The sequence below is a fragment of the Ammoniphilus oxalaticus genome (assembly GCF_003609605.1).
Taxonomy (GTDB): Bacteria; Bacillota; Bacilli; order Aneurinibacillales; family RAOX-1; genus Ammoniphilus; species Ammoniphilus oxalaticus.
In genome coordinates, this window is the sequence record NZ_MCHY01000008.1 from 925,240 (window position 1) to 949,444 (window position 24,205).

Consider the following 24,205-nt stretch of genomic DNA (forward strand, 5'->3'; position numbering starts at 1 on the left):
TCGTTCTCCCTTCGGATAAATGTATTATTGTTGGGCCTGAAAATAAATGTCGACTGCAGAGTGTCGATCTTGATCCGCGCTTTTAACGGCAATTCGCGAGTAATGCAGGAAATAGGCTGGAACAACAATGCCCACCTCTCTCGGCGCAATTTCCCAAGAGCGATGGAATTGGAATATGACGTTATTTGGACTTAATTCAAGTTTGATTTGAACCGCCGAATCCCCCTGATTAACAACCGCGTAAGTGTAGGTGATAAGTTGTGATGTGTCCTGGGCAGGTAGATAAGTCCATTCTTGCGCCGCGGTTACATCTGTAAATGTTATTTCTTTGTAATTTCGGTTTTGTGACGGATCGGTGAGGTTAGTTGTGATGATTAAGCGTCCGTCGGAATCAGTCAGTAGCGGCGTTGGGGCTGAACCGTATACTTGAACGCCATCTGTTACTGGATTTAATGGTCGAATATCTAAACGGTCGGCCTCGATATCTAACGGGCTGGCAAGTTTTATGGGTTGTTTCACTTTATCAATCGTAATCGGTTGTTTAATTTTAACGGGTTGTTGGATGTTCTTAATGCGAAGCGGTCTAATCACTTTTCCAATTGTATATACTCTTCGTTGGGTTCTTCTCTTACGCGGACGGGATGAGTAGTAACAGTTGCAAGAGGTATTGCCGCATTGTCGACAGATCGCCTTGCGCGGATACATTGCGGTGAAGGGGCGATAAGTTTTCGAACGGACAATTTTTGTTTTTTTGCAATGACAGTGAAAAAGGTAGCAAATGTTGCAACGAATCAATGGCCGCATGTGTAATCTCATAAAGACCCCTCTTTCAACCTAATTGTGGTTAGTGTATGAGTCGAATTTCGGCATTGATACTGTGGGAAGGGCATTTGGGTGAACGTCTAGGAAACCGGTGAATACACTGTTTACTTATAGATTGATTTTGGGGGTGGCGTTCTTGATGGATGAGGAACGTAAACGACGAAAATTTGAACTCAAAAAGCTTGAATTGGAGTTAAAGATAAAAGAGTCGGAATTAAAAGCAAGGGAATTAGAATTACAGATTGTCCGTGAAAAGCAAAAAGGGGGAGGGAAAATGGAGCTGCTTTCACAGGCGCAGGGTAGCGGGGAAGAGCTCGAACAGCTAGATTGGCTGAGAGAAGCGGCTGTTGGCAGTCCATCATTTACAAATAGCCCTTATGATTTAAAGTCGCTTGTTTATGGACTCCACGGACAAAATGCGGTTGCCTTAAACGTCGACGCAGACGGAAATTTACGGATGGCGAATTCAGGAGGGGGCGAGCAGGTCCAGACTAGCCTTCCCCTAACATCCTATCACGATTTAAGCGCCTCTCCGTTTACCCCAGATCTCGGTTGGACGACGCGTTATTCCATCAATTCGGAATTGTTAGCGGTCACTGCGACGGGCAGTGGTTCGGTGAAAGGCATTAATGGGAGCGCTGTTTTACAATCAGGAATGACCGGAAGCTCAACTGCCAATATGAGAACTCGGAAATATCTTCGGTATACGACGGGACTGGGGATTCGAACGATATTTAATGCTCTTTTTACTTTGGGTATTGCCGGGACGAGGCAAATCATTGGACTTGGCGATCAGGGAGAAGGGTTATTTTTTGGTTACAACGGCGCCCGTTTTGGTATCTTACGTAGATCCAACGGTGTGGACAATTGGACGGAACAATCGGCCTGGAATATGGATCGATTGGATGGGAGTGGCGGGAGTGGTGTTATGCTGGATCCAACAAAAGGGAATCTTTATCGAATTACGTACCAAGGGGATTATGGCGTGATTACTTTTTTTGTCGCTCACCCAAGTAGCGGGGTATGGATCCCTGTCCATCAACAAGCAACTGGCAATGTCTCGACCGCTCCCGCAATATTTACGTTACACTTGCCGTTAATGGCTGCTGTAGATAATGGGTCAACGACAGCTAACCCCGTTTTGCGAACCTCTACCGCCATTGCTGGAGTAGAAGGTGTAGCGACAAAGGCAATTGCTACAAGGCAGGCTTTCTCTAATTCAAAAAGGATTGGATCAAGTAGTGAGGTCAATCTCTTCACGATTCAAAACAAAGATCTTTTCAATTCTGTAACCAATCGTAATTCGATACGCGTTTTCATGCTCTCAATCGCTGTCGACGGAGAAGCTAAAAATATAGAATTTTCGCTTAGAAGAAACGCTGTCCTCACTGGGAATACTACATTTACGAATATCCATACTGAAAATAGCAGTGTTGCCTACAATACCGAGGGGACATATACCCAGGGAACGGGAAGTGTAAAATTTTCATCCCATTTATCTAATACGGATTCAAATGTGATTGATCTAAGCTCATTAGATATCCCGCTGCCCGTTGGTGAAACGATTACGGTAACGGCGCGTACGTCGGGAAGCACTTCCACATGCAGCGCTAGCCTTAATTGGATGGAATTTTATTAATGATAGTCATCTGACCTTATTTTTAGCGCCTATCCATGTTTGTCTATACGCTTTCGTTCCCTCTTTCATACGATAAAAGTGTAAAGAGAGGAAGGAGTGTAAAGATGGGATTATATTTCCAAAATAGTACGAATCGAACCGTGTATGTCACTTACGGTTATCCAAATCGTGGGTGTGGACCTGTGAATTACGCAAAAATTGGCTGGTACGCGATCGCGCCTGGGCAACGTCGCTTGCTATGGAGCGGATATGCCGGCGGAAATACGTTCTATTATTATGCGGAAGATGGTGTTGGACGCACCTGGTCTGGCGTTTACTTCACGGATGTATCGAATCAAGCGTTCCATTGGTGTTGGGACACGCGTTGCGCGTCGTGCCGATCCGTCGGGATGCGACCGGTTTCGGTCCCGTTTTTTTACAGCGATTATACCGTCAATCTAATTTCGAGCAGCAGTCAACGCCGATCGAAAGCGGGCAATATTCGTTATGTCCTGCCATCCGCAAAAGGGGTCCGCGTTCAGGCGAAAAAGATCCCGTTGCTGGCAAAGAAAAGACGCGGAAAAGGGAAGCCAGTGTCTGTAAGACGTGTTTCTTTGCCGAAACGAACGGTTAGAAAAAAATAATAAAGTAGGGTCTAGCCAACCAAGCAACAACAAGAGCTCATCTCGTCGTTAACACGAAGATGAGCTCTTGTTCATTTTGCTTAAAGCGGCTAACAAGCGAGAAGCGGTGACGACGCCACGGCCTTGTTTGTTTAATGGCGCGCGAGGAATACGCCGCGCGGCTTGGTCCATTAGGCGTTTGATTTGGAGCGGTGTTAGTTCAGGGTTCTGGGCAAGTAAAAGGGCGCATAAGCCTGAGATGTGCGGCGCGGACATGGATGTGCCCGATAGGGTGTTGTACCCCGGCGGAACCGGCCATGTGGATAAAATATCGACGCCCGGAGCGACATAGTTCAATGTTTTTCCGTAGTTACTAAACGAAGCGACCCGATTTTGCGAATCGAGCGCTCCGATCGCAAGCGCTTCCGGGTAGCGGGCGGGATAATCGAGTGTTGCTGAACTGTTGCCAGCAGAAGCGACCATGATGATACCCGCTTGCAGAGCGGCCTTTATTGCTCGATGCAGCACAGGACTCGATTCAGCGGAGCCAAAACTCATATTTAACACACGAACCTGGTGGTGAATCGCCCAGTCGATTGCCTGAGCGATATCGACAAGATCAGCGGTTCCTTCCGGCGCAAAACATTTTAAAGCGTAGAGTTCCGCCCGTGGCGCCATTCCAACGACACCGAATGAATTGTTTAAGGCGGCGATCGTACCCGCGACATGGGTGCCATGTCCATTATCATCAACAAATGGACTTGTTGAGTTGAACGTGTTGACTCCGCCTTTCACGTTCCCGTTTAAATCGGGGTGATGGGCATTAATTCCGGTGTCAATAACGCCCACTTTTACACCTGCGCCTTCGCTCGTTGTCCACACTTGCGGAGCTTGCAAACGCGAAATTCCCCATGGAACCGTCTGTTTGGAAGCCCGATTTGCATCATGTAAGGTAAATTGGATATTGCTTTCAACCGTAATGCGCTGTTCCTCATCTTGGTCATTACTGATCAGCAATCGACTTTTTAATGTTTCATAATCTTCCTTTAATAGGGATAAACAATGCCATCGAGCGTAAAGTCGGAGTCTGCGCTTCGCCCGTTTCGGTAAATTGTCGTAACAGCGAAGCAATTGTCGTTCATTCGGATACATTAAAAATAAGTGTTCCTGCTCTCGTTTTTTTGCCACCTGCTCGCCAACTCTCTTTCTTCTACTTTGCATTATTGTATGAGGCGAGTGGGCCGTCGGTTCATTTACGAAAAAAAAAGACCGAAGTGTAGGCTTCAGTCTCCAATCCCGTTCAGTTTAATGTCGATTTAGCAACCGAAAATTGCGGACAATCCGTCTGTAAATGTTTTCATTCGGCAACGCTTTAAATAATTGATGTCCGGGCGTCGTATTCACTTCAATGATCCATGCGTTTCCATGAATATCAATCCCGTAATCGATGCCAAGCTCCCGCAATCCGGGATATGTGTTTGTTAAATGATCGGCAATCACTAAACTTAAATCGCGCAATTCATCCCTGCGTCTTTTAATTTCTGTAAAAGGGAGTTGCATCGTCTCCATCATCGCTTGACGAAATGAAATTGCTTTTCCCCCAGATGCAAAGTTGGTGATAATCCCGTTTTTGGCGCCTAGTTTTCCGACGATCCCACTGTAAACCCACTGTTCCATCGGCCGTTGCGCAAGTACGCGAAAGTCGATCGGCTGTTCGTTAAGCGTGAGCAGGGGGATCCCTTCTTGAATGATATATTTATAATTTTTGACCAAACTTTTAAGATAAACGGTTAGGCTGTCAAAAGTGTGAATGTGTTCAGTCGAGTCGCTAGAGCGAACAACGAACCCAAGAGGGGCGTGGGAGAGTTGAATAATCCCCCTTCCTTTCATCCCCGTATCGGGCTTCATATATAAAACAGGATGATCGGTGAGCATCTCAATCAGGTTCTCTTTCGTTAACCATTTCATTTCTGGCATGTAGGATTGGATGATCTCATGTTCTTGGAGCAAGTTGTCTTTCTCCCATTTACTCATGACGTATTGATATCTACGTTTAATCACAGATATCCTCTCCTAGGTGTTGACATTACTTTATTCTATGTACGAGTTGGGAAATCGGTATGGATGAATGCCTAGAGAAGGGAAATTTGCAGAGATAAGAGGTGGAATCCCATTGATAGCGGTTAAAAAAAGATGGCTATTTGGGGCCCTATTCGGTTGTTTGCTCGTCGTTTGGTTACTTTGGTTTTTTAAAGCGCAGTTGTTACTGATTAACTTGGATGGCATCGTTCTCTTCCTGCATGAACTTGGACCGTGGGCGTTCCTGTTTGGCAGCGGGCTGATCGTTGTTCAAACGTTTGCGCCGATTGTGCCCTTTTTAGTGTTGGTCGGGGCGAACGTGTTCGTGTTTGGGTTATGGGGCGGATTTTTGTTGTCATGGATTGGCGCCGTCTGCGGGGCGATCTTGATGTTTATTGTGGCCAGAACGGTCGGGCGAAATTGGGCTCAGCAAAAGCTAAGCGAGGCGCGGCATTGGCAAAAGCTTGATCACATTCTGGACAGAAACGGCTTTAAAACGGTATTCGCATTACGGCTTGTTCCGATTATTCCCGCGGTGGTTGTCAATTTGGCAGCGGGCTTATCGACGGTTCGAACGAGAATGTACATACTGGCGACCGCGCTTGGCAAAATTCCGTTGGTGTTTGCGCAATGTTTTATCGGACATGATTTGTTACATTTTTCAAACCATAAATCGCGGCTTATGTACGTTGCTGTTGGCTGCGTTTTGATTTTTGCGGTTGCTTTGGCTTACGCTCGAAAAAAATGGAAACTCTCATGAAAAACAAAAAGTTGGAGATTCTAAAAAGTAGCAAAACGATGTTGAAAAGGAGCGTGAGCAAATGATTTCATTCCAGTCGGAAATTGAAGGAAAAGAAGCCCAATACGGCGCGATTGCCGAGCCGTTTGCTACTGAGGGATTTGTGCTTGGCGGCAACTGGGACTATGATGGTGGCTATTTTGACTGCGCCTTAGAAAAGGATGGGGACGGTGAAACGATTTATTTACGGTTACCCGCCCAAGTGACACGCGGTCAACTCGATGACGCCAAAGCAAACTTGAAATTTTTGCAACCGTTATTGGTGAGGCATGTCGTCCATACCGGGATCGCGGATGAAGTCGGATCGGCGGGAACACTCAATCAGTTTCAATCTCCGATCGAAACAGACGGGGAAATCCATGCCGAAGATCATCGAGTTGCCAAAGCGGAACAAGCGATTCAACGGATTATGCCGTTTCTATCTTAAAAGCCCGATTTTCGGGCTTTTTCTTTGAAAAAAGGGGGGACGATTGATGAAGCTAAGGAATATGGCGCGTTTGTTTGCGTTAGCCGCGGTTTGCTTACTGGTCATTTGTGGGATCCCAGAAGCGGGAGAAGCGAAAGAAACAGGTCGATTGACGATCCGTGTGAAATCGTCTCCTGACGCGGTGTTTGAAACGAAGCTAGAAACATTGAATAAATGGTTTGTTAATGAAATTAAGAAAGCCCCAAAACAACAAACAAAGGCGCAGCCTGAACTTCCATACGGGTATGTGACCTTGCATGGTGAACAACAGGATGTTGCGTATGTCGTTAGTTATGCCTTGAACTTATTCGACCTCGAGCGTGGCGTGAAGGTTAGACTTCCCCAAGAGGCGAAAGAGCAACTTCGGGCTACAATCCAATCCTTAGAAGAGCAACATTATGGACAAGCAGTCACATGGAAGGAAGCGTCGAATATTTTTCCAAGGATGGGCTTTGCCGAGGTTGTTGATATCGAGACGGGAAAAACGTTTAACGTCCAGCGTCGCGCGGGCAGTCAACACGCCGATGCGCAACCTCTCACCGCCGCCGACACGAAAACAATGAAAGAAATTTATCAAGGAAAATGGAGTTGGAAAAGGCGGGCGGTTCTCGTCCGAGTTAACGGTCAGACACTTGCCGCATCGATGCATGGCATGCCTCACGGAGCGGGAGCCATCCAAAACAACGACTTTCCGGGGCATTTTTGTATTCATTTTAAAGACAGTTCGACCCATCGCCGCAAAGATGCGGACCCCGCCCACGATCTAATGATTAGCAAAGCATCAGGGGAATTAATCAGTAGATTGACGCAAGGGACGCCAGAGGAATTGATGCGTCTGTTTGCGACCGCTATAAATGAACAAGATGAGGAAATTATCAAGTTACTGATTAATCGAGCCGATTCCGAGGCGTTTCATGCTTTTATTCAACAGCGAAAGCAAATTGAAGCCGTTCGTTTGCTCCAAATAGATGAACGGGCAGAAACACAAGGATCGCCGTTCGTATACGCCTCGTCCGTCGAGCTACAATTGAAACTAATCGGCAAGCGGGAGCAGGTTGTTCAAACAACCCTTCACTTCATGCGCGGCGCGCCAACCGGGCGTTGGAAATTGGAAGCGGAATCATTGTTGACCCTTTTTAACTAGGATTTGAAACGAACCCCACCCGATTATTAAGGAAAGATTAACTAACTTTTAACAAACTATTAATTAGGGCGCCATTTTGTAACTTTTTGTCCTCGCCAATCGTCTTTAAAGCAGAGATGCATTGGAGGGAGGATACTGCGCTTTGAATTGGAATGCTCATCAACAGGTGAAAAAAGGGTTGATTGCCCTTTTGATTGGAGTCGGCATGTTGTTTCTGTACGAAAAATGGGAAGTGACCGGATGGTTGTCTGAGACAAATAATATGATCGTGACGATGGTCGTGGTGATCATCCCCTTGATCGTGACCACTGAAGTTGCTTTCATTTTATATACAGTGACAAAGGAAAAAGTAGAGAAATTATTGGATACGCTGGATTGAATGCAACAGGACGGGATCAGTTGAGATCCTGTTCTTTTTTTTGAAGGAGGCATAACCCTTCTGTTCCGCTCATAGAGTAGCAGTACAAAGAACAGAGGGGGACAAAATTGATGCAAATTCATTTTTATCACCAATGGGACAAGCCATCTTCTGCAAATGTCCAATCCAATCGAACGACTATTGATAGTGAAACGACCACCGTTAAAAAAGAGACAAGCTTCTTTTCAAAAATAGATAAGATCCGCTCGATCAATCCGAATCTAGCGCTGATTGTCCTCGGCATTCTTGCCACCTTTTTCTTTAGCTATCTTATTTTTGCTAATCATAGTGGACAAGCTAGCTTTGATGGAACGTTCGGAATGACGCAAAAAACGGGCGAGATGTTCTATACAGTCCAAAGCGGAGATACCTTGTGGTCCATCGCTAACCGTCATTATCCACACTTGATGACAGAAGAAGCAATTATCCAAATCCAACAAACCAACGGATTCAAAGGCGCCACAATCCAAGCGGGGCAAACGATTTTATTGCCTTGATCGGGGGGAGTGGAGTGGGGGAGGACAAGTTGGTGTGAGGCGCCGCGTCGTGGCTGTTCATGACCGCTTCTCGTTGAAAATCGTTCCAAAGTGGTCATGATTCGCCTGCTTGCAGTGGACCGATCGAGCCGTCGGCTGAGATTCCCTGGAATCGCTCGCCCTGGATCGCCGTGAATTCAAAGATGATCGACTTGAAAATGTCTTTTTAATTCCTTCATTAATCTATCCGTATTTTTAATGGTTAGCGCTTGTAATTGAATCTCCATCTCTTTTTCATTTTTCAATATTAACAATAGTTTGTCCCCGGTGACGCGTCCCCGATCAATGTTCTGAAGGGGTATGTTGATTCGAGGTAAAGGAAAGCCCCGATGTAAAGAGAGCGCGTTCTGATCAACGCGGATATAATCAATTCTTGTTATCCGAAAATAGGAGATAGCCAGAAAAGCGCTTATGATCATGATGAACGCTATAAGAAGTCCATTCACAGCCGCAAGACCTGGGCCACTAACCATCAGGATCAACACTCCCACGTTCATCAAGGCAACGATCACCCACATTCCACCCATCAAATTCCAGAACGGTCTGCTTTTATATTTAAGTTCCATTCTTCTCTACTCCTCCAAAACCGTTTCCTCCTAGCTTAACATACAAAATAAAAAAACAGGTCCGCCAAATCATCGGCTGTTCCTGTTTTTAGTTTAAAGATTTTGCAACGCGTATCGATCCAAAAGGGTTATGTTGCGTTGACCGCTTTGTTCGATCCAGCCGTTTTCTTGAAATTCCGCTAATTTGCGGCTGACGGTTTCAGGTGTGGTGCCGAGGTAGGAAGCGATGTCTTTTTTGGACATGGGTAGGGTGAATGAGTTGGCGGCATGCTCATCAGCCAACTCGACTAGATAGGCGGCGATCCGTTGCTCTGTCGCCTCCGATGTCAGACAGCTGATAAGCTTTTCAGCTCTTTCGAGTCGTCGGCTAAACTCCTCCATAATCCGTAATGAAATCTTCGGATGTTGTTCAATAAAAGCATTCAAGTCCTCGCGGGTCATTACACACAATTCCGTTTGTTCCATGGCGACAGCAAAGTGGTCAAAGGGCGATCCAGAAAAGAGGGCGAGTTCGCCCATAAAATCGCCTGGTTCGAGTAGGCGGATCAATTGTTCGCGTCCAGATTCAGATAGTCGAAAAATTTTAACTAAGCCACGATGCACAATAAACAACTGCGCCGAAGTATCGCCCGCTCCGTAAATTTGTTCACCGCGTTGATAGGAGGCGGATCGGGTGGCATGAACGATTTTTTCCATTTCTGTCGGTTGCAAATGATTAAAAATCGGCACCAAAGAGACGCATAGTTTCTGCATCTCTTTGATCGAGACCGAGTGATGATTACAAGGATTCATGTTTTACTCGCCTGCCTTTTCTTACTGGGATGCTTACCTTTCGGTTGCCGCGACCTTGTTTGTCACTATTATAGCGCGTCAACCGAACCGCATTCAGCACGACGAGTAAAACGCTTAATTCGTGTATTAACATCCCCGAAGCGAGAAACACCTTTTGCAAAAGAACTCCGATCAGTAACAGAATAACCGTTCCGACTGCGAAAAATGTGTTTTGCTTCATGTTACGAACGGTTGTTTTGGCTAGTGAGTAGGCGTGAGCAAACTGATCGAGTTTGTCCGCCATCAGCACGATTTCCGCTGTCTCCAGGGAAATGTCCGTTCCTGATCCGCCCATTGCGAGTCCAATATCCGCTGTCGCAATCGCGGGAGCGTCGTTGATGCCATCGCCGATCATCGCCACACGGGCGCCTCCTTGTTTTAGTTGTTGAATGCGCTCCACTTTATTTTCGGGTAACATCTGGGCGTACACTTGGTCGATCCCGAGTTTGTTGGCGACTAATTCCGCGGTATGGCGGTTATCGCCGGTTAGCATCACAATTTGCTTGACGCCTGACGCTTTGAGTCGGCGGATCGTCTCCGCGGCTTCAGGACGGACTTGGTCCGCGATGGATATGATTCCTTCCAACCGATCGTTAACAGCCGCAAACACGACCGTGTTTCCTTGTTTTTCTCGGTTGACCGCATGCGCTTCGGCAGCGGCATCGATCTCAATCCCGTTTTCCGCCATAAGTTTTCGCGTTCCAACGGTGATGAGCTGGTTGTCAATACGGGCTTGGATTCCGTTTCCTTTAATCACTTCCGCTTGGTCCAGTTGTTTGTTCAGCTGCAAATTGCGGCTTTTTGCCTCTTTGACAATCGTTTGTCCAAGATGGTGTTCGGAAATGACTTCTGCTTGAGCGACCCATTGCAATAATTCATTTTCATCGCATCCAAAAGATTTTATGTCTGTCACCTCTGGTTGTCCTTTCGTTAACGTACCCGTTTTGTCAAAAACGACGGTATCGATCTTGGCTAGTTTTTCTAAACTTTCACCGCCTTTGATCAAGACGCCGCGCTTTGCTCCATTCCCGATGCCAGCAACGATTGAAACGGGGGCGGAGATGACGAGGGCTCCTGGGCAGGCGATGACGAGGAAAGTTAAAGTAAATTCGATGTTTCGCGTAAATAGATAAACAAGGATCGATAACCCGACAATTGCTGGGGTGTAAATGCTCGCAAATCTTTCAAGGAATTTCTCGGTTTTAGTTTTCGATTCTTGCGCTTCTTCAACGAGCTCAATGATTTTCGCAAAGGTCGTGTCGTCTCCGACTTTTTCCGCGATTACTTCCAAATAGCCGTTGTCGATGATTGTACCGCTAAACACGTGATCATCGGTCTGTTTGTGAACAGGAACGGATTCACCCGTGATTGTGGCTTCATTAATTGAAGCGGTACCAGACACGATCCGTCCGTCGATCGCTACTTTTTCGCCAGAGTGAATCAAGACGCGATCCCCTTTGACAACTTCGTCAATCGAAAGCGTCACTTTCTCCCCGTCTCTAAACACGGTTGCTTCCATTGGAGCCATCGCAATGAGTGACTTAAGCGAGGATCGCGTTTTTTCTAACGTGCGCGCCTCCAAGTAAGCGCCGAATAAAAATAGGAAAGATACGACGGCAGACTCGACGTATTCGCCAATGAAAAGCGCTCCAATGATGGCGATGGACACAAGCAATTCAATGCTAAACGCTCTCATACGCAGGGTTTGAACCGCTTGAATGACGATCGGATAACCAGCAATGATGGCGGAAAGAATCAAGAGGTAGTTTTTCCAGTCAGAAAAACCGAACAGATGTAATATAAAGGAGACCGCTAGCAGCAATCCAGTGATCGCTGCCAGTCGGGCTTTCATTTTTCCAGTCATCTTCATCCCTCCTCGTATATTATGTTTAGGCGTTTTTAGTTGCTAATGGTGGGTAACCGAGTTTACGCAAGGCATCCTCGAGTCGCTCTGCGCTGGTCACTTGTTGGTCAAAGGTAATTTTTACTTTGCTTGAGTGGAATAACACTCTCGCTTGCTCGACTCCTTTTTGCTTCAGTAACGTACCTTCGATCTTTTTAATGCAAGATGGACAAGTAAGGGCTTCTAATTGGAATTGAACGTTTTTCATTTTATATTCCTCCTTGTTTGTTTCTATCTTTATCATAGGGGAGGATTGAAAAGCTTTCCTTGACCCGCATCAAGTTTCCAAAATTATTTTTCCGGCGTCGGATTGCATTTTTTCCTATAGTAATTTGTAAATCCAATCAACAGAGGGACGATGATGATACTGGGTAAGATCCAGAGGAGTATTCCCGTTGATTCAATATGTAGCAGGCGGGGCGCTCCGAAAACTGTAAATGCGGTGATGGTGGCAATGCAACAGGACATCATCCCCGTGATATGTTCCATCAGCCAATGCTGATTTAGTTTCGGCTTTCGCAACCAGTAGAGTAGGTGGGTTCCTCCTAAAAACAAGCCGAGTAAAGGAAAATAGGCGAGCAATGGGAAATCGATAATAAAACCGTAGATACTGATGCCGATACCTGCAAGTAATAACAAACTAGGGAACAGTAGGTCCAGTGGGTGCCGATGAGAGACAACGCGTGATTTATATTTCAAAACGCGAATCCCGTACCAGGCAGTGGCTCCGCTTAATATCGCAATAAAGATCAGGAACCAAGCAAAAGCGATGCTTTCCCCACTTTTTTGGGGATCAAACCCAATGCGGTAAATGCCCATATAAAAAGAGCTAATCGACACGACTACCATTGCCCAGACATAAATCCAGCCACTCACTCGGTGAGCAGGCCCTCCTTTTTTGACAACGAGCGGGATCCAGAATACAAACAAGGCTATGAAACCAGCGGCAATGTGCGCCCATCTGGATAGTTGAAAGAGAGGTTCCACGCTGATCCAGCCTCCTTTATAGCGAACGATTTTAAATTTTACGAATAAAAATGTAATCTGGTTTACAATTTTTCAATCGTCTTTTGATATGACTTTCGATCTGATTTTAACTTTTTAACATTTATATTTAGGTTACGAATAGACTCCTCGCTCAATGCCAATTTACCATCTTTTTGATGTTTCTTCCAAGTATTCACGTCTTTTCGATACAATTGCTCTGACAGACGGTAAATATCAATATCCTGCTTTAATGCTTCTTTATAAGTAGATTTGATTTCTTTTTCAACCTTTGCTTCTATTTCTGACTTGATTCTAGCATTTGTTACATTCTCTCCAATCGTACTGACCGTCGCATCTAAATCGACATCAATGACGAACTCCACTTTCCCTTTGCTAACAATAGGCTCCACATTTACCCCTACCTTGTCAATGACCATTGTGAGGTAATTTTCCCCGTCCAATTTGAAGGTTACTTGCCCTCTTTTCGTGTTATTGTTCATCCATTGTAATCCCCGCGCTTTGTCGCTCTCTATGAATCCTTTGAAGCTGTTAGGTGTAACAATCCCGACCCCGGATAAAGCCGTTTGTTGAATGGGTTTTTCGATGGATCTAAAGTTTTCTTCCACTGAAATTAATGGGATCATCGCTTCATGACCGGGTTCATCAAGGGCAATAATTAACTTGCGAATATTTATGGGCTCAATAAATGATTCTTGTTCATATGAGTTTTCAGGATCACCAAGCTTGGACAACGTGATTGCCTTATTAAGGATCGGATTTACGACTAGAATATCTTGCACAGGATCTTTTGTCGTGTAAACCCAAATCTGATAGCGCGTTTCCTTGTAGCGGATAAAACTATCAAGAACGGAACTTAATTTCCCCTTTCTCATTGCTTCTTCAGATACAACTAGGTAAGAAAAATGCCCCCAATAAACTCTTTGATCTGCAGAGTGGTATAATTGGAAAATCGCTTCATCCATTGTATGACCACGAGCATGGCCAACTTCAGCTTGCGCGATTTGGGTAAGGGGTTGTTCTGATTTTGCAACATTGGAAAAATGAATAAATTGAGCATATACTTCATATTTGCCATCCTTAAAATCCACACCTATACCATTGATATAAAACATCCTGTCCGGTTCATTCGCATCCCAACAACCGGACAGGAAAGTCAAAAAAATCAACATAACAAGTATTCGTTTTTTCATTTTTTCATCCTTTTACTTCGTGTTTTATCCTTTGGATTTAACATGTTGGGAAGCTTCTTATATTGATTAGCAGATAAACGCAGTAACGATTTTTTTATCGTCTGCCAATTCAAATCCGCTGCAATATTTATGTAGGGAACCCCAAATATTCGGATATTTGCTAAATAAAGCACCGTGAAATAGAGTGACAAAAAGAATCCGAACAATCCGAAAAAAGAGGTTAAGAGAATGAAACAGATCCGCAATATACTTACAGACATTACGAGTGACTGATTGACTAACGTAAATGTCGCGATTGTGGAAGTGGCGATCACGACAACCATGGCTGGACTTGTAATTCCCGCTCGAATGGCTGCATCCCCAACAATTAGCCCGCCAACAACACCAATTGTTCCCCCAAGCGAGGATGGGAGACGCAAGCCAGCTTCACGAAATAATTCGAACATCAGCAGCATGAGCAGCATTTCAATTGTCGATGGGAAGGGTAGACCGGTATTCACCACTACCACTGTCGCTAATAATTGAAGCGGCAATTGATTTTGGTGAAACGTTGTTAAGGCAAGCCAAAACGCCGGTAGCATTATACCGACGGACATTCCGAAAACACGCATTAACCGAACCAATGAACTAAAAATGATTGGATTCTCATTATCTTCACTCGTTTTGAGCAGGAGGAAGAAATTTACTGGCGTAATCACACCATGGGCTACCCCATCTACAAAAAAAAGAAAACGTCCGTTTATGAGGGATTGAATAGCATGATCTGGGCGTCCTGTATAGTTGATTCTTGGAAAAAGCTTTTTATTAATATTCATACTTTCCATCAGTATTTCACCGCTAAAAACAATATCTGTATCTACTCTTTCCAACTTCTCTTTTATACTGGCCAGAGTTTCTGTACTGGCAATATCGTCAAAATAAAGAAGAGCGACCGTCGTTTTTGATCGTTTTCCCAATTCAAACTTTTCAACGCATAATGAGTTGGTAGGCAATCGCTTTCGGATTAATGCGATATTGACAGACACATCTTCAATAAAGTTATCCCTTGGTCCCTTTACGGGTACTTCTAAACTTGTCTCCTCAGGATTCCGATTCGGTTTTTTAGCGATATTACTTGAAAAAAGAAGACCACTATTTTCAAAGTATAGAAGCAAATGGCCAGTATAGACGAGTGAAAGGAGATCCTCTTTTTCTTCTACCTTTTTCAAACCGGGAATGCGTAATTGCGCCATGATTGCATTTTCAATTGAGCGACTTTTTAAATCATCAAACATAAGTTGGACACGAGGAATAATGACTTCGTTCAATTGCCGCTGGTCTACCATCGCATCACATGTAATGAACATGACATGATGTCGATTGAACGTATACGATTGAAATTGAACATCCGCTGATTTTTTAAATAACTGCTTTAGAGAATGGGTGTCGACCTTCAATTTATCGGCCCTCATTTTCTTCACCATTTTCGTATTGATTTTAAGTTTAGAACTTTTTAGATGTTTTTCTTTGTAAAAAAGAAATTAAAAGCAAAAAAATGGATAGTAAGAATAGGAAGAAAAAGCTGCTTATCAATAATAGGTGCCCTTTAATATTATGGAATCTATTGTCACTTAACAGGAACAAGGAAAGGGTCATTAAGAAGAATATAGGGGCTAACATTTTCCAAATACGCTTTTTGTTTCCCGTTATCTTCAGTAAATCCGCCGCAATGAATAAAATGAGCCCAACTCTAATTAATGCGCCTGTCAACCACTGGTAAATCGAAAGGAAATCAAAATGCTCAATGAACTCCCCGATTGACCCCAGTCCCCATTCTTCATAAGCCGGGTATCTTTGCTTAGCAGCTTCAATTGGACCGAACTCTGTTATGGCTCCAATAGTAGGACCTATCGTCAATCCCACTAAAATGAATAGCATGATTACAAAATGATGCCAACGAAATCGTTCCTTGATATTATGTTGAATAAATAGAAGGAGCGTAAGCTCAATAAATCCGGACGCCGGAAAAAGTGCTGCTTTAAGCGCTGGTTGCGCGCCATGTTCAAAAAATGGACGCAGCAACGCGTAATCTTTGATTTGCATATTTGTAAAAGCTATAAAAAAGCCAAGGACCGTAACCCAAAAGAGAACGAGTACATTTACCATCGCAATGGTTTGTATGTTTGTTGAGACAAGTAGGATGCAAAGAACGGTGTATATAAGGAGTAAAGGGAATATAGGGGTTGTTGGCAAAAAAGTTGACACAACCCATTGAATTGCCTCTGCCATTGTAAAAGCAGCTAGGATGAGTAAAAAGATGGCTGTCACATAACAGAAAATGGTAGAAGCTACTTTACCAATTTTTATATTCAACCAATCTGTGAGGGGTTGTTGATTAGATTTTTTATGTATGTACAGCAATAAAAAAATCAATGGTAAAACAGCCATAGCGGCAAGCAAAATAGATATCCAAGCATCTCTGCCCGCGCCTTGCAATAGGGATGGTATAATAGTCACGTGATTTTTTAGTCCAATCATTGTCATCGACAGGAAAACAACATGCAAAACACTTATAGACCCTTTATTAACCAATTTAAAACCTTCTAACATTCTGTAATTAAGTTCGCAATGCCTAAGTTTTAATGAAGATATATGTTTATGAGTATCAACGAACGCTTCAAATGAACTACATCTACATAATTGACACAATGCTTTAGATTTAAACTCAAGTAATAAATATTTACCTTTATTATGTCGTAAATGCTTTCATCTTTTAGTATAATAAAGCGCAGAGAGATAACGTGTGAGAATATTCTGGAGGTGCGAAAAGCATGCAGGCGAAAGAATGGATGCGGACGTTGTCTGCAAAGGGGATCGAAACGGAAGAAGTGGGCGACGCGATCTACCGATTTCATCAAGAAGAATGTGAGTGGATGGTTCCCCAATACATTATTGATCAAATGATCGGGCAAAGCTTGGATCAGACGACAGATTATATCCAAAACAGACTGTTTTATCTCGTTCGACGTATAGAAGAGTAAGCGAAGTCATAGAAAAAGGCTGCCCCCCGATTCACCGAGAGGACAGCCTTTGTTTGTTTTACACCCCAACGAAAACAATTTCAATACCAGGATGTTCCCTTTGTAATTTCATCACTTCATACTTAATGTCATCGATATTGTGTCGCAAAACAGACAGTCGAGGCTTCTCCTTCATCTTCATATTTACTTTATCTTGTTCCCCGTATAACAATTGAGATTGGTTTAAGATGAGTTTAAACAGATCGATCGCCTCCTTCATTACTTTATTAGACTATACAACAAAACGAGCAAATACACACTATTTTTTTGGGGTTTTTTATTCTTTTTTTTTGGTGGGTTGACTACTTAAAAAAAAAGGAGCCGAGCGACTCGCTCGACCTCCCTTTACATGAGTATAATTACCGCTTTTTATGGCAGTGGTTGTAGTGTTTATCGATATGATGGTGGTGATAATAGTGTTTATAGTGTGTGTGCGTTGATTCGCAGTGCTCCTGTCCATGGTGATGGTTAACCTCTTTTTCAACCATGATCCCACACTTTTTTGCGTAATACGTCATTTTTACATAGAAGTATTTATAGTAGCGATAATGCTTCATATACTTTGATTTCGAGTGGCCTTTGTAGTGGCTGCATTTACCGGCATGATAATCAACCATCTTCTTATACTCATCATACTTTTTTTGGATTTCCACGTTGAAATCACTCCTTTCAGCGCTGGCTTCATACTCAGCTTATGTCTGTTAGGAAACATGCGGACTGGGTGAGTACCTGGTTTGCCAAAAATTAGACTTCAGTCTATACTGATGCGATTAGGTTAAAATGGGCGCGTTAGGGAAGAATGAATATTGTCGATAAAGGAGAGAATACGATGTTAGAAACAGGTCAAATACGTACGTTGGAAGTGGCGCGAGAGGCTGCGTTTGGTTATTTTTTGAGTGATGGAGAGACGGATGTGCTCTTACATAAAAACGAAACAGAAGGCGTATTGCGCGAAGGACAAGAAATTGAAGTGTTTCTTTATATGGATAATCAGGAGCGATTAGCGGCGACGATGCATCAACCGTTATTGCAGATGGGTCAGTTTGACTGGCTAAAAGTAACCGATGTGAACAAGCGCATGGGTGTTTTTCTAGACATGGGCATTCAAAAAGAGTTGCTTTTGTCTAAAGACGATCTACCTTTTAATTGGGCGCAGTGGCCACAGGTAGGGGACCGTGTGTTTGTTGGGTTGAAGCATGATCGCCGCGGGCGTCTGTTGGCCAAGCTGGGCTTGGATGTTGAGTTGGCTGAGCATGAAAAACAAGGAACGCGAGATCTGATCAACACTGAAGTGTCTGGCAATGTGTATCGGGTCATTGAACCTGGCGCGTTTTTATTTACGGATGAAAACTACATCGCCTTTATCCACCGCGAAGATATGAATGGGACAATTCGACTGGGTGAGTTCGTTACGGCTAGAGTGAAGAGCATCCGTGATGACGGACGGATTAATGTGACGCATCAAGCAAGCAAAAAAGAAGCATACTATGATGATTCTGAATCGATTTTGCAAATATTGCAAGACCGCGGCGGGGCAATGCCTTTTACCGATAAAACGTCGCCGGAGACGATTCGAGAGCGGTTCGGGATCAGTAAAGCCGCTTTTAAACGGGCGATGGGTAAGCTGCTTAAAGAACGAAAAGTATACCAAGAGGAAGGCTGGACTTATTTAACCTCCATGAAGCAATGATAACAACATAGTCACGAAGGAGGCGCTTCTTAATGTTCGAGTTTTGGCAGGGGGATGGACACCTCACGATTTCAAACTTCATCGTTCGAGCGCTGGTCGCTTATGTTTTCTTATTCGGGATCATTAAATTTATCGGTCAACGCACGATGAGTAACTTGCAATCGACTGATTTTTTATTTGCGATCGTGATCGGGGATGTGATTGGTGAACCGCTCATTAACGGGGACATCAGTTTGACAGGTCCCTTTACAGTTGCTGTTACGTTAACCTTGATTCATTATTTCATTACATTTGTGTCTATGAAATCGGCAAAAATCAGGCGGTTTGTCGACGAAAAACCGATGGTTTTAGTTTCAAGAGGGAAGATCTTGCGTTCCATGATGAAGAAAACCAAGATTACGTTGGACATGCTCTTAATGGCGATGCGGATGAACAACGTGTCGCGGATGTCTGATGTGCAATTGGCTGTGCTAGAACCGAACGGCGACATCAGTATTATTACGAAAGAACAAGCGCAGAGCAACAACAATTCGTCGAAAAAAGACACCTCTCCCGAAGTGATGATGCCGAGTGTGCTGATTGAGGATGGTAACGTGATCAAGTCTAACTTAGAAAAGCGTAATTTGGATGAAACATGGTTGAAGCAGCAATTGAAAGCGCAGGGTGTTCACGATCCAAACGATGTTTTTTTGGCTCTGCTGGAATCGGGCGAACAGCTTTACGTATCTAAAAAAGAAGAACCGTACCTCCATTAAAACGAACAAGACAAGGTCTCATAGCGGCCTTGTCTTTTTGTTGTGGGAGGCGGAGAGATCAGGAGCACGTGGTTATCTGACCCTTCGCGGAAATCACGTCGTAAAGCAGTTGATCAGGACGCGTTTGTTCAAGGATTTTCAAAACGCGCGTCATGACTCGCTCCATCAGGACGTGTCTAGCCGAAAAATGGAGGTTGATGCGTCGTGAATGGCGCTAGTCACGAGATAGATCATCAAGTCGCGTTCAGCCAGCCGAAATAACGGTGGAAATGGGTCGTGATCCGATTGATTTGATCGCGTCGGATCGAGCTTCCGAGGGAACCGAGGTTTAATGACAAAACTAGAAGAAAAATTTGGATATTCGTCAAAGGATTCGACAGACAAAAAATAGAAAATTATGGTATGATCATTTTCGAAGGAAGGAAGTGAACGAATGGAAAACATAAAGGCGCTACATCAAATGACGAGTTCCGCCCTCCGCTTTGTTCAAGACGTAACGAATTATACAAAAAAACATGGGTACATTTTGCTTCATGAACAGCCAAAAATACAGTGTCGCGCGAACGAGGCAGAGGAAAAAGAAGCGATAAGGGTCACCCAATCGATTTACGTCGCTGAGAGCGATATTGAGTTGACTGTAAATGGCTATTTCACTGAAACAGACGACCAAGAGATCACGGTGGAATCGACCTTTGATTTTTTGCTTGATGATTCCATTGCGATCAATCAAATTCATGATTTTCTAAAACAAATTCGCGATGAACGCACCCACCACTTTTACATTAGCATTATGGGCTCGCAAGAAGAAGGATTTGCGGAGGATGAATTTTCTGTCGTTATTCGAAAGAAACACCGGCTTGGCGACGAAGACGATACGTTTACGCAATGGGATTCATTCATCCAATTTATTCAGCAAGGTCAGGACGATTCGTCTCGATTTTTACCCTTGGATCCGCCGCTTAGCCCAAAAGCTTGAGCAAGCATACGTAAATATAAACATTTCAAAGAAGTAGCCGCGGCTGCTTCTTTTTTTGATTTAAGTGGACTTCATCTATTACTAAAATCCGAGGAATTTGCTATGATAGTACGGGTGATAAAAATGAATAGACGAAATATGCAACGAATCCTCGATACATTAAAAGAAATGTTTCCAGACGCTCACTGCGAACTTACGCACGCCAATCCTTTTGAATTGACGATAGCTGTTTTGTTGAGCGCGCAAGCGACCGATAAAAAGGTGAATGAAGTAACAGAGAACTTATTCGATAAATATAAAACGCCCATGGATTATTTGGCTGTTCCGCTTGAGGAACTGGAGCAAGATATAAGACATATTGGCTTATATCGAAGTAAGGCTAAAAACATCCAAAAGCTTTGCCGCACCTTAATCGACGAACATGACGGACAAGTTCCCGAGACGTATGAGGAGCTAGTTAAACTTGCGGGCGTCGGCCGTAAAACAGCGAATGTCGTTGTTTCTAACGCGTTTGGCGTGCCAAAAATTGCGGTTGATACGCATGTGGAGCGAGTTAGTAAACGACTTGGCATCTGTCGCTGGAAGGACAGCGTGCTGGAAGTCGAGAAAACATTGATGAAAAAGATTCCCGAGCCTGAATGGACGGAAACGCATCATCGGTTAATCTTTTTCGGTCGCTACCATTGCAAAGCGCAAAATCCGGCTTGTGAGGTGTGCCCATTGCAAGACTTGTGTCGTGAAGGGAAGAAGCGATTGAGAAAAATGGGCATCGTCCCACAGACAGCTGAAATGGAAAGTTAAGCTTTTTAAAGAAAGAAGGGTCCTAGAGAATAGAGCATAAATCTATTCTTTCGGACCTTTTTTATTCTTCTTTGAGTCAACTTGTTCATGAAGAAATAATTCGTCTACTGTTGAATTCCAAGGAGTCATCATCAAGGCAATGAAGACCCAACTTTGATTGGAATCTCTTCAAAGGAGTCATCATCAAAGCAATGAAGACCCGACTTTGATTGGAATCTCTTCCAAGGAGTCATCATCAAGGCAATGAAGACCCAACTTTGATTGGAATCTCTTCCAAGGAGTCATCATCAAGGCAATGAAGACCTGACCTTGACAGGAATCTCTTCCTAGGAGTCATCATCAAGGCAATGAAGACCTGACTTTGACAGAAATCAAGTCCCAAGGGTCATCATCGAGGCAATGAAGATCCAATTTTGATTGAAATCTCTTCCAAGGAGTCGTCATCAAAGCAATGCAGACCCGACTTTGGCGGATAACGAAACCTCGCCGAAATCGCCCCTAAAACAACAAAAAAGGCCAATCGGTTTCGATGGGCCTTTCGTTTTTCCCTTTTCCAAGTTAAATCTTTTTAAAATTCTCGATGATTTGTTCGTATTCTTGATCGCGTCCCACAAACTCCTCTGGCTTGTAGTGGGAGTGGACCCAGTGCATCATTTCAGGGCGACTGTAGAAGACGTGTTTGTCTTCGCCCCATTCGCTGGAGATTTCGAGCACTTCGATTTTGGTTCCTTTTACATCGGCGAGAATCATATTCCAATTGTCTTGTTTGAATATTTCATACTTCGGCATGTCGACGAATCCTTTCTGTTAAGGGGTATTTTCTGTATTTTCTTGGGTTGGCGGCGGACCCGCTAACCCAATGTATTTATCATATATATCAAAGATGCCTCTGGCAATATAGGTTGCAGAGTTTGTGCCCCGACCTGCTTCTGGAACGATGACCGCAACCGCTAATTTCGGGTTATGAGCGGGGGAGTAACCAATAAATGTCGCGTTTTCGACAGAACGTCTTTTGCCCTTAAAATAAATATCTTGCTGTGATGTTCCTGTTTTGGCCGCGACCGCGTGTGGAAAGCCTTGGAAGGGGCGATACGCGGTCCCTCCTGCTTGAGAAGAGGCCATAATCATTCCTTCGCGCACAACATTCCAATACGTGTCGGGCAATTCGAGCTTATCGAGCGTTTCGGGTTCCGTTTTCTGAATGACGCCGTTCGTTTCAATTCGATCAACAATTTGCGGACGCAATCGCTCGCCTTTATTAGCGAGAGTCATTGCGAATTGGGCTAATTGCATTGTTGTAAAGCGTTGCTGCTGACCAAAAGAAGCTTGGACTAATCCCGCTAGGTTACTGATCTGCGAGCTTGTATCAATATAGTCTTCTGTTCCTGAGCTTTCAAAAGGAAGCATCACGCCTGTGCGCACGCCAAGCCCGAAATGATGATGATACTGCTGGAAAGTGGTGACGGGATTTTTGACATTTCTAACCATGCTATCCGCAATTCTTGCCATATACGTATTGGATGATCGTTGCAACGCGATTTGCGGAGTGAGCAATCCGAGATTGCGGCGCCCGGCATTCGTAATCGTGTCCGTCCCTCTTCCATAACGGTAGGCCCCTGGATCTTGCCAACGATCACCTGGCGCGATCAGTTTTTCATTGAGACCGATGAGCACAGTCAAAGGTTTAATGACCGAACCGATCGGAACGATCGAATACGGGTGGCCTTGAGCTTCTTCGAATGCCCGAGGACGCACGTCATGCGAGGCGCTGCGAATGGCCCCGTTCGTCACCGCAAATTGAATATCCTGATAGCGTTCGGTGCTTACGCCACGCACCCATTCGTTTGGATCGTATTTCGGGTGACTGACCATCATCGCAATGTTGCCAGTTTCTATCTCAAGCGCGACGACATAGGCATTTTTTGCGTTGCGTAGATCGCCATGTCCGCCCCCAGAGCGGAGCTTGGTTAAATAGTTGGCGACAAAAGCTTCCGCATCTGCTTGGGCGCGATGATCGATCGTCAAATATAAGTTGCTGCCTGGCTTTGGATTCGTTACTTCTAATTCTTCCAACAAAGTGCCACGGGCATTGACTAACAGTTTTTTGGCCCCATTTTCACCAACAAGCGTGTCCTCATAACTAAATTCAACGCCATCTACCCCGACATACTGATTGGGTAAATAGTGCTCTTTTCGTTCCACATAATAGTCGCTGACACTGTTGGTGTTTTCTGCAGTTGCGTAGGGACGCACATAGCCGATCGCTTGCACCGCGATTTGCTCTTTATATTGTCGCACGGGTTTGACAACAACATCGATCCCTTTAAATTCTGAACGATTTTCGGCGAGGGTTGTCATCTCATCAATTTCGAGGTAAAGCTTCAGATCTTTTTCTAAAAACTTTGGATCTTTTCGGGCAACACGCTCTCCATTAGCATCATACCCTGTATCCATCTTTTTTAAAATGTCTTCAACGGGTTGGTTGAGAATGGGAGCGATTCGATTGGCCAAATTCAAAATATAGTCCTTACCCATCCATTCTTCCTCGTTAAAAACAGCCGTATACGAAATTTTATTATCAACGAGCACATGCCCATTTTTATCGAGAATATTACCTCGCGGCGCGGGGATTGGAATCATTTGAATTGAGTTTTCATTTGCGATTTGCAAGTATTCTTCCCCTTTTACAATTTGCACGACGGCTAAACGGATGATCAAGGCGGCGAAGAAGATGAAAACAATCGTAAACAACAGTTGCGCTCGGCGAGAAATCATACTTTCTTGTTGCTTTTTTTTCTCTTCATTGTAAAGCATGGTCCATTCCTCTTTCTTTAGCACTTCATTTTTAGCATACCCTTTTATAGTATCAGATTTTTGTCGAAGTTGCTCTATTTGTCCAAATGGGCTCGCCGACTTTAAAA

General features: G+C 44.2%; 26 protein-coding genes. 12 read left to right on the top strand and 14 right to left on the bottom strand.

The genetic code is table 11. The features are described from left to right. Positions 1 to 24 precede the first annotated feature (24 nt). A complete protein-coding gene (locus tag BEP19_RS10990) occupies positions 25 to 816 on the bottom strand; it encodes a DUF6385 domain-containing protein (RefSeq protein WP_147393792.1) in 792 nt (263 codons plus the stop codon). A gap of 145 nt (positions 817 to 961) precedes the next feature. Between BEP19_RS10990 and BEP19_RS10995 the strand changes: the two genes are divergently transcribed. Both BEP19_RS10995 and BEP19_RS11000 read left to right on the top strand, forming a co-directional pair. Continuing rightward, the gene (locus tag BEP19_RS10995; RefSeq protein ID WP_120189907.1) at positions 962 to 2,461 is read left to right on the top strand and encodes a hypothetical protein; all 1,500 of its coding nucleotides are present in this window, start codon (positions 962 to 964) and stop codon (positions 2,459 to 2,461) included. A gap of 104 nt (positions 2,462 to 2,565) precedes the next feature. Then, the gene (locus BEP19_RS11000; protein ID WP_120189908.1) at positions 2,566 to 3,084 is read left to right on the top strand and encodes a DUF1036 domain-containing protein; all 519 of its coding nucleotides are present in this window, start codon (positions 2,566 to 2,568) and stop codon (positions 3,082 to 3,084) included. Between the two features lie 48 nt (positions 3,085 to 3,132). Here the strand turns inward: BEP19_RS11000 and BEP19_RS11005 are convergent, their stop codons facing one another. Continuing rightward, the gene (locus BEP19_RS11005) at positions 3,133 to 4,251 is read right to left on the bottom strand and encodes a S8 family peptidase (protein WP_170145347.1); all 1,119 of its coding nucleotides are present in this window, start codon (positions 4,249 to 4,251) and stop codon (positions 3,133 to 3,135) included. 117 nt (positions 4,252 to 4,368) lie between these two features. Continuing rightward, a complete protein-coding gene (locus tag BEP19_RS11010) occupies positions 4,369 to 5,124 on the bottom strand; it encodes a YheC/YheD family protein (protein WP_120189910.1) in 756 nt (251 codons plus the stop codon). A gap of 112 nt (positions 5,125 to 5,236) precedes the next feature. Here BEP19_RS11010 and BEP19_RS11015 point away from each other — a divergent pair, with 112 nt between their 5' ends. The 5 genes from BEP19_RS11015 (at position 5,237) to BEP19_RS11035 (ending at position 8,466) form a co-directional block, all read left to right on the top strand. Continuing rightward, entirely contained in the window at positions 5,237 to 5,902 is a 666-nt protein-coding gene (locus BEP19_RS11015) for a TVP38/TMEM64 family protein (RefSeq protein ID WP_170145348.1), read from the top strand. A gap of 61 nt (positions 5,903 to 5,963) precedes the next feature. After that, positions 5,964 to 6,368: a YugN family protein gene (locus tag BEP19_RS11020; protein ID WP_120189912.1), complete on the top strand. Its 405-nt coding sequence runs from the start codon at positions 5,964 to 5,966 to the stop codon at positions 6,366 to 6,368. Positions 6,369 to 6,414: 46 nt separating this feature from the next. Then, on the top strand, positions 6,415 to 7,551 hold the full coding sequence (locus BEP19_RS11025; RefSeq protein WP_120189913.1) for a hypothetical protein: 1,137 nt from the start codon (positions 6,415 to 6,417) through the stop codon (positions 7,549 to 7,551). 142 nt (positions 7,552 to 7,693) lie between these two features. Beyond that, positions 7,694 to 7,930, top strand: a complete 237-nt coding sequence (locus BEP19_RS11030) for a hypothetical protein (protein ID WP_120189914.1) — start codon at positions 7,694 to 7,696, stop codon at positions 7,928 to 7,930. 110 nt (positions 7,931 to 8,040) lie between these two features. Beyond that, a complete protein-coding gene (locus tag BEP19_RS11035) occupies positions 8,041 to 8,466 on the top strand; it encodes a LysM peptidoglycan-binding domain-containing protein (RefSeq protein WP_120189915.1) in 426 nt (141 codons plus the stop codon). A gap of 176 nt (positions 8,467 to 8,642) precedes the next feature. Here the strand turns inward: BEP19_RS11035 and BEP19_RS11040 are convergent, their stop codons facing one another. The 8 genes from BEP19_RS11040 to BEP19_RS11075 form a co-directional block, all read right to left on the bottom strand. Further along, positions 8,643 to 9,071: a hypothetical protein gene (locus BEP19_RS11040; RefSeq protein WP_120189916.1), complete on the bottom strand. Its 429-nt coding sequence runs from the start codon at positions 9,069 to 9,071 to the stop codon at positions 8,643 to 8,645. 93 nt (positions 9,072 to 9,164) lie between these two features. After that, positions 9,165 to 9,863, bottom strand: a complete 699-nt coding sequence (locus tag BEP19_RS11045; RefSeq protein ID WP_120189917.1) for a Crp/Fnr family transcriptional regulator — start codon at positions 9,861 to 9,863, stop codon at positions 9,165 to 9,167. After that, the gene (locus BEP19_RS11050; protein ID WP_120189918.1) at positions 9,850 to 11,766 is read right to left on the bottom strand and encodes a heavy metal translocating P-type ATPase; all 1,917 of its coding nucleotides are present in this window, start codon (positions 11,764 to 11,766) and stop codon (positions 9,850 to 9,852) included. Before BEP19_RS11050 ends, BEP19_RS11045 begins: the two co-directional genes overlap by 14 nt. Before the next feature lie 25 nt (positions 11,767 to 11,791). Next, on the bottom strand, positions 11,792 to 12,013 hold the full coding sequence (locus tag BEP19_RS11055) for a heavy-metal-associated domain-containing protein (protein ID WP_120189919.1): 222 nt from the start codon (positions 12,011 to 12,013) through the stop codon (positions 11,792 to 11,794). Positions 12,014 to 12,096: 83 nt separating this feature from the next. Next, positions 12,097 to 12,792, bottom strand: coding sequence for a DUF2306 domain-containing protein (locus BEP19_RS11060; RefSeq protein ID WP_120189920.1), 696 nt, complete (start codon positions 12,790 to 12,792; stop codon positions 12,097 to 12,099). Positions 12,793 to 12,854: 62 nt separating this feature from the next. Next, positions 12,855 to 14,003: a Ger(x)C family spore germination protein gene (locus tag BEP19_RS11065; protein ID WP_120189921.1), complete on the bottom strand. Its 1,149-nt coding sequence runs from the start codon at positions 14,001 to 14,003 to the stop codon at positions 12,855 to 12,857. Further along, positions 14,000 to 15,454 (bottom strand): spore germination protein, encoded by a 1,455-nt coding sequence (locus BEP19_RS11070; RefSeq protein ID WP_120189922.1) that lies wholly within the window; start codon positions 15,452 to 15,454, stop codon positions 14,000 to 14,002. Before BEP19_RS11070 ends, BEP19_RS11065 begins: the two co-directional genes overlap by 4 nt. A gap of 31 nt (positions 15,455 to 15,485) precedes the next feature. Next, on the bottom strand, positions 15,486 to 16,574 hold the full coding sequence (locus tag BEP19_RS11075; RefSeq protein WP_120189923.1) for a GerAB/ArcD/ProY family transporter: 1,089 nt from the start codon (positions 16,572 to 16,574) through the stop codon (positions 15,486 to 15,488). 239 nt (positions 16,575 to 16,813) lie between these two features. Between BEP19_RS11075 and BEP19_RS11080 the strand changes: the two genes are divergently transcribed. Next, a complete protein-coding gene (locus tag BEP19_RS11080) occupies positions 16,814 to 17,023 on the top strand; it encodes a hypothetical protein (RefSeq protein WP_120189924.1) in 210 nt (69 codons plus the stop codon). 58 nt (positions 17,024 to 17,081) lie between these two features. Here the strand turns inward: BEP19_RS11080 and BEP19_RS11085 are convergent, their stop codons facing one another. Continuing rightward, positions 17,082 to 17,282 carry a hypothetical protein gene (locus tag BEP19_RS11085; RefSeq protein ID WP_120189925.1) on the bottom strand — a complete coding sequence of 67 codons (201 nt, stop codon included), beginning with the start codon at positions 17,280 to 17,282 and terminating at the stop codon, positions 17,082 to 17,084. A 609-nt stretch (positions 17,283 to 17,891) separates the two neighbouring features. Here BEP19_RS11085 and BEP19_RS11095 point away from each other — a divergent pair. From BEP19_RS11095 to nth, 4 genes are all read left to right on the top strand, one after another. Next, entirely contained in the window at positions 17,892 to 18,752 is an 861-nt protein-coding gene (locus BEP19_RS11095) for a CvfB family protein (RefSeq protein WP_120189927.1), read from the top strand. Between the two features lie 32 nt (positions 18,753 to 18,784). Continuing rightward, on the top strand, positions 18,785 to 19,507 hold the full coding sequence (locus BEP19_RS11100) for a YetF domain-containing protein (RefSeq protein WP_120189928.1): 723 nt from the start codon (positions 18,785 to 18,787) through the stop codon (positions 19,505 to 19,507). Between the two features lie 433 nt (positions 19,508 to 19,940). After that, positions 19,941 to 20,483: a hypothetical protein gene (locus tag BEP19_RS11105; RefSeq protein ID WP_120189929.1), complete on the top strand. Its 543-nt coding sequence runs from the start codon at positions 19,941 to 19,943 to the stop codon at positions 20,481 to 20,483. A gap of 123 nt (positions 20,484 to 20,606) precedes the next feature. Beyond that, a complete protein-coding gene (gene nth, locus BEP19_RS11110) occupies positions 20,607 to 21,284 on the top strand; it encodes an endonuclease III (RefSeq protein ID WP_120189930.1) in 678 nt (225 codons plus the stop codon). Between the two features lie 558 nt (positions 21,285 to 21,842). Here nth and BEP19_RS11115 read toward each other — a convergent pair. Together BEP19_RS11115 and BEP19_RS11120 are read right to left on the bottom strand one after the other, a co-directional pair. Continuing rightward, positions 21,843 to 22,073, bottom strand: coding sequence for a hypothetical protein (locus BEP19_RS11115; RefSeq protein ID WP_120189931.1), 231 nt, complete (start codon positions 22,071 to 22,073; stop codon positions 21,843 to 21,845). A gap of 18 nt (positions 22,074 to 22,091) precedes the next feature. Continuing rightward, positions 22,092 to 24,098, bottom strand: a complete 2,007-nt coding sequence (locus tag BEP19_RS11120) for a peptidoglycan D,D-transpeptidase FtsI family protein (RefSeq protein ID WP_170145349.1) — start codon at positions 24,096 to 24,098, stop codon at positions 22,092 to 22,094. Positions 24,099 to 24,205: the final 107 nt, after the last annotated feature.